This is a genomic window from Amycolatopsis sp. NBC_01307 (genome assembly GCF_035975215.1).
Lineage (GTDB): Bacteria > Actinomycetota > Actinomycetes > Mycobacteriales > Pseudonocardiaceae > Amycolatopsis.
Genome location: NZ_CP108403.1, coordinates 4,124,410 through 4,137,307, shown reverse-complemented (window position 1 = coordinate 4,137,307; position 12,898 = coordinate 4,124,410). Strand labels below are relative to the sequence as shown.

9 protein-coding genes and 2 pseudogenes are annotated in these 12,898 nt (G+C 71.2%); 7 read left to right on the top strand and 4 right to left on the bottom strand.

The genetic code is table 11. From position 1 onward, the window contains the following. The first annotated feature begins 137 nt into the window (after positions 1-137). The 4 genes and pseudogenes from OG439_RS17345 (at position 138) to OG439_RS17330 (ending at position 5,589) form a co-directional block, all read left to right on the top strand. Entirely contained in the window at positions 138-1,472 is a 1,335-nt protein-coding gene (locus OG439_RS17345; protein WP_326950387.1) for a cytochrome P450, read from the top strand. A gap of 73 nt (positions 1,473-1,545) precedes the next feature. After that, positions 1,546-2,634, top strand: a complete 1,089-nt coding sequence (locus tag OG439_RS17340; protein WP_326950386.1) for an alpha/beta hydrolase — start codon at positions 1,546-1,548, stop codon at positions 2,632-2,634. A gap of 89 nt (positions 2,635-2,723) precedes the next feature. Then, positions 2,724-4,835 (top strand): putative bifunctional diguanylate cyclase/phosphodiesterase, encoded by a 2,112-nt coding sequence (locus OG439_RS17335; protein ID WP_326950385.1) that lies wholly within the window; start codon positions 2,724-2,726, stop codon positions 4,833-4,835. 70 nt (positions 4,836-4,905) lie between these two features. Then, positions 4,906-5,589 (top strand): annotated as a pseudogene (locus OG439_RS17330) (transposase). A 24-nt stretch (positions 5,590-5,613) separates the two neighbouring features. Here OG439_RS17330 and OG439_RS17325 read toward each other — a convergent pair. Together OG439_RS17325 and OG439_RS17315 are read right to left on the bottom strand one after the other, a co-directional pair. Further along, positions 5,614-6,561 (bottom strand): cold-shock protein, encoded by a 948-nt coding sequence (locus OG439_RS17325; protein ID WP_442792312.1) that lies wholly within the window; start codon positions 6,559-6,561, stop codon positions 5,614-5,616. A 253-nt stretch (positions 6,562-6,814) separates the two neighbouring features. Further along, positions 6,815-7,477 carry a nitroreductase family protein gene (locus OG439_RS17315; protein ID WP_247052532.1) on the bottom strand — a complete coding sequence of 221 codons (663 nt, stop codon included), beginning with the start codon at positions 7,475-7,477 and terminating at the stop codon, positions 6,815-6,817. 233 nt (positions 7,478-7,710) lie between these two features. Between OG439_RS17315 and OG439_RS17310 the strand changes: the two genes are divergently transcribed. The 3 genes from OG439_RS17310 to OG439_RS17300 all read left to right on the top strand — a co-directional run bounded on the left by OG439_RS17310 (position 7,711) and on the right by OG439_RS17300 (position 10,795). After that, a complete protein-coding gene (locus OG439_RS17310) occupies positions 7,711-8,145 on the top strand; it encodes a hypothetical protein (protein WP_326950384.1) in 435 nt (144 codons plus the stop codon). Between the two features lie 44 nt (positions 8,146-8,189). Beyond that, entirely contained in the window at positions 8,190-10,289 is a 2,100-nt protein-coding gene (locus tag OG439_RS17305) for a (Fe-S)-binding protein (RefSeq protein WP_326950383.1), read from the top strand. A gap of 137 nt (positions 10,290-10,426) precedes the next feature. Next, the gene (locus OG439_RS17300; protein ID WP_326950382.1) at positions 10,427-10,795 is read left to right on the top strand and encodes a hypothetical protein; all 369 of its coding nucleotides are present in this window, start codon (positions 10,427-10,429) and stop codon (positions 10,793-10,795) included. Here the strand turns inward: OG439_RS17300 and OG439_RS17295 are convergent. Then, the gene (locus tag OG439_RS17295; protein ID WP_326950381.1) at positions 10,773-12,092 is read right to left on the bottom strand and encodes an MFS transporter; all 1,320 of its coding nucleotides are present in this window, start codon (positions 12,090-12,092) and stop codon (positions 10,773-10,775) included. The genes OG439_RS17300 and OG439_RS17295 overlap by 23 nt on opposite strands. Before the next feature lie 105 nt (positions 12,093-12,197). Further along, positions 12,198-12,341 (bottom strand): annotated as a pseudogene (locus OG439_RS17290) (hypothetical protein); the annotation flags it as partial. Between the last annotated feature and the right edge of the window lie 557 nt (positions 12,342-12,898).

Here is a 12,898-nt window from a genome sequence, read left to right as displayed (position 1 = left end):
CGCGGATCCGTTGTCGGCATTCGGTTTGCCGGGCATTTCGGTGGACGGCATCCGGTTGACGGCGGAGTGTAGACCCGCTCAGCCGTTCGTGTGGCGGCACTGCCGGTGTTCCGCCCGCCGGTCCTAGGGTGTTCCCGGTGACGAACGACCCGCGCGCCGTCCCCGGTCGCTGGCCGGTGCTCGGGCACACCGTGCCGTTGCTCCGCGACCCGTTGAAGCTGTTCACTTCCCTGCCCGCGTACGGGGACGTCGTCGAACTGCGGCTCGGGCCGCTCCCCGTGCACGTCGTCACCACGCCCGAACTGGCCTGGCGGGTGCTGGCCACCGACGCCGACAAGTTCGACAAGGGCCTGGTCTTCGACAAGATGCGCCCGCTCTTCGGCGACGGCCTGGCCACGTCGAACGGCGAGCACAACCGCCGGCAGCGCCGGATGGTCATGCCCGCCTTCGGCCGGACGCGGATCGCGGGCTACGCCGAGAACACGATGACCGCGCTGGCCGGCGACCTGGCCGGGTCCTGGCGGCCGGGCGAGGTCGTCGAGTTCGACCAGCGGATGCAGGACCTGGTGCTGACCATCGCCGGGCAGACGCTGTTCTCGACCGCCCTCGGCGACGACGTGCTCGCCGAGATCCGCCGCTCGATCCCGGTCATGCTGAAGTACGTGCTGGTCCGGGCGTTCTCGCCGAAGTTCGTGGAACGGCTGCCGATCCCGGCCAACCGCCGGTTCGACGCCGCCGCGGCCCGGCTGCGCGAGGTGATCGGCGCGACCGTCGTCGCCGCGCGGAAGGAGGGCGCCGACCACGGCGACCTGCTGTCGATGCTGCTGGCGGCGCGGGACGAGGACACCGGCGAGGCCATGTCCGACCGGCAGGTGCACGACGAGGTCATCACGATCCTCACCACCGGCGCCGAAACGACCGCCGTGGCGCTGGCCTGGTTCTTCCACGAGCTCGGGCAGCACCCGGACGTCGAGCGCCGGTTCCACGCGGAGGTCGACGAGGTCCTCGGCGGCCGTCCCGCGCGCTTCGACGACCTGCCGGAACTGGTCTACACGCACCAGATCGTCAACGAGATCGTCCGGCGCACCCCGCCGCTGATCCTCATGCGCCGGGCCCGTGAAGACGTCGAACTCGGCGGTGTCGTCGTCCGCGCGGGCAGCGAGGTCGCGGTCAGCCAGCACACGCTGCACCGGGATCCGCGCTGGTTCCCCGATCCCGGCCGGTTCGACCCCGATCGGTGGACGCCCGGAGAGACCGCGGAACTGCCGAAGGGCGCGTACATCCCGTTCGGCGCCGGGGCGCGGCTGTGCCCCGGGCACGTGTTCGCGCCGACCGAGATCGGCATCGTCGCCGCGACCATCGGCGCCCGCTGGCGGCTGGTCCCGGTGCCGGGCAAGAAGGTCCACGCGCAGCTCAAGGCCACGATGCAGCCCAACCGGCTGCCGATGACGGTCGTGCCACGGCGGACCTGACGGTGCCCGATCGGCTACCGGGTGTAGTGTGCCGGGGTCCTCAGCTCGTCACCCGTCCGGAGGGAAGAACGGCGTGAGACTGCCGGTCAAGCTGACGTCGGCGTTGGTCGCCGGCGTCGTCCTGCTCGGGTCCCTGACCGCCGCGGTACCCGCCGAAGCGGCCGCGATCTCCTGCGCCGACACGGATCTGCCGGTCACCGGGCCCGGGCTGCCGCCGCTCGTGCCGGGCGCGCCCGCGTCGGTGCACGGCCGGCTGTGCCTGCCCGCCGGCGCCGTGCCGGACGCCGTCCAGCTGCTCGTGCACGGCGGCACGTACAACAGCGCGTACTGGGACCTGCCCTACCAGCCGGAGCGCTACTCCTACCAGCGCGACATGGCTTCGCACGGCTACGCGACGTTCGCCGCGGACCAGCTCGGCGCCGGCGGCAGCCGTCCGCTCAGCCTGCCGCTGACGGTGCAGGCCGAGGCCGAGGCGCTGCACGAGGTGGTCGGCCACCTGCGCGCCGGGCACGTCGGCGGCGCCGCGTTCGCGAAGGTCGTCATCGTCGGGCACTCGGTCGGGTCCGGGGTCGTCGCCGTCGAGGCGGGGACCTACCACGACGTCGACGGCGTGATCCTGACCGGCATCACGCACCTGCCCGCGCTGCCGGTGCTGGCCCTGGGCGCGGCGCTCGGGCTGCAGCCGGCGCTGCTCGACGGCCAGCTGGCGCACCTCGGCAGCGACCCGCTGTACTTCACGACGCGCCCGGGTGCGCGGGCCGGGCTGTTCTACGCGGCCGGCGACGCCGACCCGGGCGTGATCGCGGCCGACGAAGCCACGAAGGACCAGGTCTCGGTGCCGGGGATGGGCACGGTGGCGTTGTTCGGCATCGTGCTGCCCGCCACGTGGGGCATCACCGTGCCGGTTTTCCAGGTGGTCGGCGAAAAGGACGCGCTTTTCTGCGGGCTGCTCGCGCTTCGCGACTGTTCGAGCGCGGCGACACTGCGGCCCCAGGAGGCGCCGTACTACCGGGATCCGTCGAAACTGTCGATGTTCGTGCTCCCGGGCGCGGGGCATTCCGTTGCCCTGCACCAAAACGCCGGACTGTACCGGGACGCCACCCGATCGTGGCTGCGTGACCGGATCGGCGTAACCGCACAGGGTTACCACTCGATTGGATGAACACTGATCAGTGCGCGTGACGCCTTTTCGCGCCAAGATATATCGGTTCCCCGAGCCGGAGTGCGCACTAGACCCTTGGACAGGCTGAAGTGACTGCTCCCCATCCCCACGGTGGCGCCCCGCGCGCGAAGCCGTCCGCCGAACGAGCGGCCAGACGGCTCCGTACCCTCGCGCGCAAGTGGGGCTACCTGGTCAGCACCACGGCGTACCTGCCGCACACGCCCGACGAGATCGAGCAGGAGCTGTCGATCCTCACCGGCTGGCTCTTCGAGGCGGTCGCGAGCGACCCGCCGGGTGTCGGCGAAGCCGCGGCGGCGGGCGGGCGCCTGGTCGAGCTGCGCTGCGTCGGCCCGGAAAGCCTGCGCCGCAGCATGGAGGTGCTCGGCAAGGCCCTGCTGCGCGAGCCGGAGCTGCACGGCGTCGCCAAGCTGCCGGAGCGGGTCGTGCAGGTGCTCGGCGCGCTGAGCTCCGGCTACAGCGAAGCGCTGCGCGAGGACATCCAGAAGCGGCAGGAAGGCCTGAGCCGCGCGTTGCTGAAGGTGGAGCAGGAGACCCGGCGCAAGCAGGTCGTCACGCGCGCGCAGTTCGAGGAGGTCTTCGCCGGCTCGGCCAGCGGCGTCGCGGTCAGCGACCTGGACGGCCGGGTGCTGCGCGTCAACCCGGCGCTCGCCAAGACGCTCGGCCGCACGCCGGCCGAGCTCGCCGGGCGGACCCTGTTCGAGTTCGTCCACCCGGACGACGTCGAGGTGCTGCGCGAGGGCTACGCGGACCTGCTGTCCGGCCGGTTGCACCGGCTGCGGGCCGGTCGCCGGCTGGTCGGCCGGGACGGCGAGCCGATGTGGGCCACGTTCGTGGCGGCGGTGGTCCGCGACGCCGTCGGCGACGCCCAGCAGCTGCTCACCCTCGTCGACGACGACACCGAAGTGGCGCTGCTGCAACGGCGGCTCAGCCACCAGGCCCTGCACGACGTCCTCACCGGGCTGCCGAACCGGCAGTTCTTCGGCACCCGCTTGGAGAACGCGCTGCGCGAGGCCGACCAGGCCCGCGGCGTCACGCTGTTCCACCTCGACCTCGACGGCTTCTCGCTGATCACCGGCGGGCTCGGCCAGGACCTCGGCGACAAGCTCCTGCGCGGCGTCGCGGCGAAGCTGAAAGTGGTGTTCGAGGGCGAGGACGCGCTCATCGCGCGGATCGGCGGCGACGAGTTCGGCGTGGTGGTGCGCAACGGCGAGGACACCCCGGACGTCGGGACCATGGTCCGCCGGATCAACCACGAGCTCGCCGAGCCGGACTACGTCGACGGCCGCCACGGCGTCGCCCTCTCGGCCAGTATCGGCGTCGTGCACCGGCCGCCGCGCGACATCGCGCCGGCCGAGCTGCTCCGCGCGTCGGACCTGACGCTGCGCCGCGCCCAGCGCGCGGGCAACCAGTGGGGCCTGTTCGACCGCGAGCTGGATCACCGTGACCGCCACGAGTTCGGCCTCGCGGCGTCGATGGCGGGTGCCTGGGAGAACGGCGACGTCGAGATCGCCTACCGGGCGCTGGTGAACCTGGCCGACGAGGACGAGCCGGCCGCGATCGAGGCGCGGCTGCGCTGGACCCACCCGGTCGAAGGCGAGCTGTCGCACGAGACGTGCGTGCGGCTGGCCGGCGAGACCGGGCTGGCGCTGCCGCTGGGTACGTGGCTCCTGCGCACGGCGGCCGAGCACCTGACGGCGGCGGGCATCGAGGTGCCGCTGGTCGTCGAGCTCGGCCCGCACCAGGCCGCGGACCCCGACCTGGTCGGCGAGGTCCGCGGCGTGCTGGCGGACACGGGCATGCCGCCGGAACGCCTCCGCCCCGGCTTCCCGGCGTCGAGCTTGCTCGCCGAGACGGGCGACGCGGTCGACAACCTGAAGGTGCTCGCGGAGATCGGCATCCCGGCCGAGATCCACGCCTTCGGCGCGGCGGGCGACGTCACGTTCCTGACGGACCTCCCGATCCGCACGGTCCGCGTCGCACCGTCCCTGGTGGCGCGCCGCGGTCACCCGCTGGTGGAGCGGTCACTGGCTTCCCTGATCGAGGTGGCCCACCTGACGGGCGCGAAGGTGACGGTGGCCGGGGTGGAGACGCGCGAGCAGGCGGCGTGGTGGCGGGAGCGGGGCGTGGACTACGCGTCGGGCCCGGCGTTCGCCGACCTGCCGGACGGCCTGCGCTCGTAGACCTGGTCTCAAAACTCAAGGGTGTGTCACTGCGCAACCTGCCGGTCCTGGTCGTCGATCGTGAACAGTCGTGGCGAAGACGACGCAGCAGCGGCGGGTCGAAGACCGGCTCTGGGAGCTGATCGAACCCCTGATCCCGTCCCGACCAGCGCCGCGCGGTCCGGGTGGGGCGGCCGCGGATCGATGACCGTGCCGCGCTGGAGGGGATCTTGTTCGTGCTCAACACCGGCTGCCGCCGGCGAGACCTACCCGAGCAGCTCGGATGCGGTTCCGGCACACCGCGTGGCGGCGGTTACGTGAGTGACAGGACGCCGGCGTGCGGGACCGGCTGCACCAGCTCGTGCTCGACGAGCTGTCCGACATCGACGAGCTCGACTGGACCAGAGGCTGCATCGACGCGGTGTCGGTGCGGCAAACACCCACGACAGCATGCTGTTCGAGCCGCTGCTGGACACGAACCCGACCGTGCGCGGCCACCACGGCCGGGCGGGCCGGCCACGATGCCGACCGGACAAGCTGCACGCCGACAAGGGCTACGACTACCGCCGCTGCCGCCGCTACCTGACCCGCCGCGGTATCAAGGTCCGTATCGCCCGGCGGCGGGATTGAGGGCAAGTCCCGCCTCGGCCGGGTCCGCTGGGTCGTCGAACGCACCATCTCCTGGCTGCTGCGGTTCAAACGCCTCGGGCTGCGCTACGACCGGACCGAACGCACCACGGTGGCTTCCGAGCGCGGCACTCTCGCCGGGAAGTGATCAGCCATCGGTGGGGCCGCCTCGTCAGAGGCGTTCGATGCGGTCGGCCTGCGGGCCCCGGTCGCTCTGACGCACCGCGTACCGGACCCGGTCACCCTTCTGCAGCGGCTCCGACCCCATGATCACGGACGCGTGGGCGAAGAGATCGTCGCCGCCCGCGTCCGGGGTGATGAAGCCGAAGCCGCGGTCGTCGTCGTAGCGCGCGACGACGCCCTCGCCGCCTCGTGCGGGCACGTCCCGCGCCGCCGGCCCTGCGGCCGCGGCAGGTGCCGACCGCTGCGGCGCCGTCTGGGGCTCGGCGCCCCGGACCAGGTGCACGTCGCGGGCCTGCGGGCCCTTGTCTCCACTGGCCACCTCGTAGGCGACGCGGTCGCCCTCCGCGAGCCACGTCAGCCCCTCGGCCAGGGCCCGGGCGTGAACGAAGACGTCCCCGGCGCCGGAGTCGGGGTTGATGAAGCCGAAGCCCTTGTCCTCGTCGTACCAGGCCACCGTGCCGTCGGCATCGTCCGCGGTACCAGTCGCAGCGGGTGAGCCGGCCCCTGCTCCCAGCGGGATCACGTGCTCGGCCTGCGGGCCGCGCTCGCCGTCGACGATCAGGAAGGCCACCCGCTGCCCCTCGGTGACCACGCCGCCGGTCACGATGGCGGAGCTGTGCACGAAGAGGTCGGCGCCGCCGCCGTCCGGCGACGCGAAGCCGTACCCCTTGCCCGGCTCGTACCAGTTGATGGTGCCGAGCAGGCCCACGGCGCTGCCGGTGGCCGCATCGGCGGTGACGCGAACGCGCAGCGCCTCGGGCCCGCGGTCGTTCTCGCCGACCTCGAACACGACGGCCTGACCCTCGCGGAGCACTTTCGCGCCGCCGTCCCCGACGATCTCGGAGGCGTGCACGAACACGTCCGGCGAGCCGTCCTCGGGCGCGAGGAAGCCGAAACCCCGTTCGGCGTCGAACCAACGGACGGTCCCTTGCGGCATCAAAGACTCCAGGTCGAGAGAGCGGGCACTGGCCCCCAGTCTCTCTGACGGACCTCGGGTCCGTCGGGCCGGGTCCACAGGCGGGCCGTTGGTTCACCTAGCGACACGCCGAGTTCTAAGCGCCAGACCAGGACCTGGCTGGGACTCGCGCGGTGGCGCGGGTGGTCGTGAGTGGCAATTCGGGTTAGAACCCTCATTGCCACTCACGAGCAGCGGGCCCGGCGTTCGCCGACCTGCCGGACGGCCTGCGCCCTCAGATCCGCACCAGCACCTCGTCCAGGGACTTGCGCCGCAGGTCCGGGACCACGCAGTCGTCCGCCGGGTAGCCGACCGGGATGACCGCGAACGCCCGTTCGTTGCGGGGGCGGCCCAGCAGGTCGCCCAGGAAGCGCATCGGGGACGGTGTGTGCGTGAGCGCGGCCAGCCCGGCCACCTGCAACGCCGTCAGCAGCATGCCGACCGCGATGCCCACCGACTCGTCGACGTAGTAGTGCTTGTGGGTGCCGCCGTCCTCGTCGACGGCGAACCGCTGCTGGAACACGACGATCAGGTACGGCGCGTCGGTCAGGTGCGGCTTCACCGCGTCCGTGCCCAGCGGCCGCAACGCGTCCAGCCACGCCTCGCCGAGCCGGCCGTCGTAGGAGATCTTCTCTTCGGCTTCCGCCGCCTCGCGGATCCGCCGGCGCACCGAAGGGTCCGACACGAGGACGAACGTCCACGGCTGCTGGTGCGCGCCGCTGGGGGCGGTGGAGGCCACGGCGATCGCGTCGAGCACAGCGTCCTCGGGGACCGGGTCGGGGGAGAACATCCGGACCGAGCGGCGCTGCTCCATGCGCTGCCGGAGTTCGGCGACGTTCGACGTGGCTTCGGCGGCGGGCAGGCGGGCGGGCCGGTAGGGGACCGGGTGATAGGTCATGCCCGGAATTGTGGCGGGGAACACCCTCGGCGCAGCAGGGCCGAACGTACGATTTCCGGCCCAGTGGCGTTCGGCCAGCGGACAGTTAGGGCTGCCTTGCCTCCGATATTACGCCGAAGAGCGCAACAGAAGTGGGCCGTTCGGTCCTGTCGCGTGAAGTGACCCCGTCATTACTCTCCAGTAGAACGAAGTGGTGCCGATCACAGCCGTTCACAGTCGCCGGAGGAGGCCCCATGGCGTCGCGCGTCCGACAACCGGTCTCCGAAGACCGGCGCGATCCGCGGCTCAGGCACATCACCGGCTGTCTCACCTGCACCCTCAAATGCGCCTACTGCGGCCTCCCGGTCCGGCTCGCCGGGCCGGGTGATCACCCCGGCTACGGCGTCGTCGAACAGGTCGCCGGCGACGGGCCCAGCCCGGACCTGGTGCTGCTGCACCGGTTCTGCCGCAGCGCACTCGGCCGCTGCCGGACGCGGGGGTGCGTGCTGCGGCGCGCCCACCTCGGCCGCGCGACGGAGCAGTACGAAACCGGCCGCCGCCGTCCCGGGCGCTACCAGCGCCTCGGCGTCCGCCGGTCGCCCGACCTCGATCTGTACCGGAAACACTGGCGGGTCGCGAAGATGCGGTACGCGTGCAAAGCGTGCCGCTACTACACCGGCTCGCACTGAGCCGTCCCCCAGCGCCTTCCCGCCACGCACGTCACGGAGGACTCGTGCTCGTTCGCCTCATCCTCGGTCTGCTCATGACCGTCGTCGGTCTCGCCGTCGCCGGCAAGCGGGTGGTCTTCCTGTACCACCTGATCAAGGCGGGCCAGCCCGACACCAAACGCTCCGACGACCTGGGGGCCCGCGTCTTCGCGCAGGTGCGCGAGGTGTTCGGTCAGCGCAAGCTCCTGAAGTGGTCCGTGCCCGGCCTGGCGCACCTGTTCACGTTCTGGGGCTTCGTGATCCTCGCCTCGGTGTACCTCGAGGCGTACGGCGCGCTGTTCGACGAGCGGTTCGCCATCCCGTGGATCGGCCACTGGGCGGTGCTCGGCTTCCTGCAGGACTTCATCGCCGTGATGGTGGCCGTCTCGCTGGGCGTGTTCGCGGTGATCCGGATCCGGCAGGCGCCCGAGCGCAAGGACCGGGCGTCGCGCTTCTACGGCTCGCACACCGGCGGCGCGTGGCTGATCCTGATCATGATCTTCAACGTCGTCTGGACGATGTTCTTCTTCCGCGGCTCGTCGTCGGCGTCCGGCAACTTCCCGTACGACTCGGGCGCGTACGTCTCGCTCGGCGTCGGGAACCTCCTCGAACCGCTCGGGCACGCGACGACCGAGGTGCTCGAGACGGTCGGCCTGCTGCTGCACATCGGCGTCATGCTGGTGTTCCTGTCGATCGTGCTCTACTCCAAGCACCTGCACATCTTCGTGGCGCCGATCAACGTCTCGGCCAAGCGGCTGCCGGACGCGCTCGGCCCGCTGCTGCCGATGGAGTCCGCCGGCAAGCCGATCGACTTCGAGGACCCGGGCGAGGACGACACGTTCGGCCGCGGCAAGATCGGCGACTTCACGTGGAAGGGCCTGCTGGACTTCTCGACGTGCACCGAGTGCGGCCGCTGCCAGTCGCAGTGCCCGGCGTGGAACACCGGGAAGCCGTTGTCCCCCAAGCTGCTCATCATGGGCCTGCGCGACAACATGTTCGAGGAGGCGCCCTACATCCTCAGCGGCGAGGAGCACGCGGACGCGCGCCCGCTCGTCGGGACCGAAGCCGACAACGGCGTCATCGACCCGGACGTCCTCTGGTCCTGCACCACCTGCGGCGCGTGCGTCGAGCAGTGCCCGGTGGACATCGAGCACGTCGACCACATCGTCGACATGCGCCGCTACCAGGTGATGATCGAGTCGGCGTTCCCGACCGAGCTCGGCGGCCTCTTCAAGAACCTGGAGACCAAGGGCAACCCCTGGGGCCAGAACAACTCCGAGCGGCTGGCCTGGACGAAGGACCTCCCGTTCGACGTCCCGGTGTTCGACGGCGAGCTGGCCGACGACGTCGAGTACGTCTACTGGGTCGGCTGCGCGGGCGCGTTCGACGACAACGCCCGCAAGACCGTCCGCGCCACGGCGGAGCTGCTGCACATCGCCGGCGTGAAGTACACCGTGCTGGGCAAGGAGGAGTCCTGCACCGGCGACCCGGCGCGGCGCGCGGGCAACGAGTTCCTGTTCCAGATGATGGCCCAGCAGACGGCGGAGACGCTCAACGCCGTGTTCGAGGGCCGGGAGCCGCGGCTGCGCAAGATCGTCACGACGTGCCCGCACTGCCTCAACACGCTCAGCCGCGAGTACCCGGACCTGGACGGGCACTACGAGGTCGTCCACCACACGCAGCTGCTCAACCGCCTGGTCCGCGGCGGTCAGCTGACGCCCGTCAAGGCCGCCGAGGACGGCCCCAAGGTGACGTATCACGACCCGTGTTACCTCGGGCGCCACAACAAGGTCTACACACCGCCGCGCGAGCTGGTCGGCGCGACGGGCGCCAAGCTCGAGGAGATGCCCCGCCACGCCGACCGCGCCCTCTGCTGCGGCGCGGGCGGCGCGCGGATGTGGATGGAAGAGCAGATCGGCAAGCGCATCAACCTGGAGCGCGTCGACGAGGCCATCGCCACCGACGCCGAGACGATCGTGACCGGCTGCCCGTTCTGCCGCTCCATGCTCACCGACGGGCTGGTCCAGCGCCAGAGCGAGCAGAAAGCGGAGAACGTCGACGTCCGCGACGTCGCCCAGCTGCTGCTGGAGCGGGTCAAGGCCCCGGAGGCCGCGCCGAAACCCTGACCTTCGCGTATCTTCCGCCCGTTTCCCGGCTCTGTCCGGAGTCGGGGAACGGTGGGAGGGGCGATGGGACAACGGGAAGCGGCGACGGTCGAGACCGTCGGCGGCGCCGTGGCGAGACTGGCGGTGCGCCGCGGCTCGTGGCTGGTCGGGCGCGGGCCGGGACCCGGGTCAACGGGGACGCGCTCGCCCCGGGCCGGGCCCGGCTGCTGCGCGACGGCGACCGGCTGGAGTTCGGGCCGATCACCGCCGTCTACAGCGACACCGCGCCGGCGGACGAGGCCGCGCCGCCGGTGTTCTCGAAGGTGGCCCGGACAGCGGGGACCGGCCGGGTGGCGCTGGTACTCGGTCCGGTCCTGGTGGTGACCGGGTTCGGGCTGGGTGCGTCCAGGCTGCTCCGGTACTTCGCGGCCGGACCGGAGGTGGGCCTGGGCGGCACCCTGCTGACCGTGGGCGTCGTGGTGACGGTGCTCGGGCTGGTGCTGGCTAACCGTCCACAGTGGAAGTGACCACCGCGGGCTTCGTGGTGTCCGCCGGGGTCTTGCTCCCGAGTTCCGCCGTCGGCACCTGGTAGGTCTCGCGGGCCGTCGCGGCGGCTGTCGCGGCCACCACGCAGACCGCCGCCGTGAAGATGGAGACGCCCAGCCAGTCCGACTTGCCCGAGCCGATCGCCGCGACCACGCTCGGGGCGAAACCCGCGACCGCGAAGCCGATCTGGGTGCCGATCGCCATGCCCGAGAGGCGGACGCGGGCGCTGAACATCTCGCCGTACAGCGACGGCCAGACGCCGTTGACGCCCGAGTACGCGACGCCGAACAGGACGATGCCGAGCACGAACAGCAGTGCGTACGAGCCGATCGAGATCGACCACAGGTAGGGGAAGATCAGCACGCCGCAGGCGAGGCAGCCGGTGATGAACACCGGCTTGCGGCCGACCCGGTCGGCGAGCCGCGCCAGCAGCGGGATCGCCGCCAGGGCCACGATGTTCGCGAGCACACCCACCCAGAGCATGGGGGTGCGCGCCAGGCCGATCGTGTTGACCGCGTAGCTCAGCGCGAAGACGGTGAAGATCGTGCTGACCGAGGCGATCGTCGCCGCGACGATCACGCGCAGGACGTCGGCCCAGTGCGTGCGGAAGAGGACCGCCACCGGCAGCTTCGCGACGTCGGTGCGGGCGAACACCGGGGTCTCGTCGAGCTTGCGGCGGATGACGAACCCGACGGCCACGACGGCCGCGCTGCACCAGAACGGGATCCGCCAGCCCCAGGTCAGCAGGTCGGCCTGGGGGAGCGCGGCGACCGGCAGGAAGATCGCGGTGGCCAGGATCTGCCCGGCCTGCGTGCCGCTCAGGGTGAAGCTGGTGAAGTAGGCGCGCCGCCGTTCCGGAGCGTGTTCGAGCGACATCGAGTTCGCGCCTGCCTGCTCGCCGGCCGCGGAAAGTCCCTGCATCAGGCGGAGAACGACCAGCAGGATCGGCGCGAGCACGCCGACGGTGGTGTAGGTGGGCAGGCAGCCGACGGCGAACGTCGAGAAGCCCATCAGGAGCAGGGTGAACACCAGGACGCGCTTGCGGCCGAAGCGGTCGCCGACGTGCCCGAGGATGAACGCGCCGACCGGCCGGGCGGCGTAGCCGACGCCGAACGTGGCCAGCGCGAGCAGAGTGCCGGTCGCGGGGGAGGAGGCGGGGAAGAAGACCTTGTTGAACACCAGTGCGGCGGCGGTGCCGTAGATGAAGAAGTCGTAGTACTCGAGCGCACTGCCGATCCAGGCGGCCAGCGCCGCCTTGCGGGGCATCGATGCGGTCACGGGGTGCTCCTGACGTCCGTGCTTCATTGCTCAGAGTCGGCGGGGAAGCGGTGACAATGTACGATCTGGTTAGTTAACACAGAGTGCGAGAAGGTGCCCTGAGTGTCAAGAGATCCTTTTCGGGCGGCTTGTCGCCGGGGCCGGCATGTCGCGGCTGAAGCTCGCCTGCAACTCGGGGCGGTTCGCCGGCCGGAACACGCGGAGCGAGCTGATCAGCAGGTGGATGTCCGGCGGGTCCGCATCCGCGCGGAACCGGCCGGTAACTCTGAACGCACTGGTTCGTACACCAACCCGAAGGGGTGTTCTCGCCCGAGGCGTGGTCGTGCTGCAGGCCGCCCGGAATGCCGCGTTACGCGCGAACCCGGTGCCGCACGACCCTGACGAACACGGCCAGTACCCGCATTTCTTCCGCGCTCGCGGGCGCGCGCGTGTTCTGCGACGTGGTCCGGCGTATCAGCGGTTTCGGTGGCGTCGACGCGCCGGTGCGGACGGCCACGCGCCGCGGCCGGCGGCACCCGGTCCCACCAGTCGAAACGCTCGCCGAACCGCCGCCCCGGGGTGCTCCCGGGGCGGCTTTCTTTCGCCCGTGCCGCAATATTCCGGCGTATGGGAATACCCGTTCGGGCCGGTGAAAAACGTCCGGGACGCCTCCCTATTCGGGCGACTTCCGTCACCTTTCTCCCCGGTGCCGGTAACGGTGCGACTACTCCCCGTCAGAGTGCCTGGAGCGATTACAACGTCTTGGCAACCGCCTTGACAGGGCCTGTGGTACGTACCACTCTAACCCCAACATTGGTCTACACCAT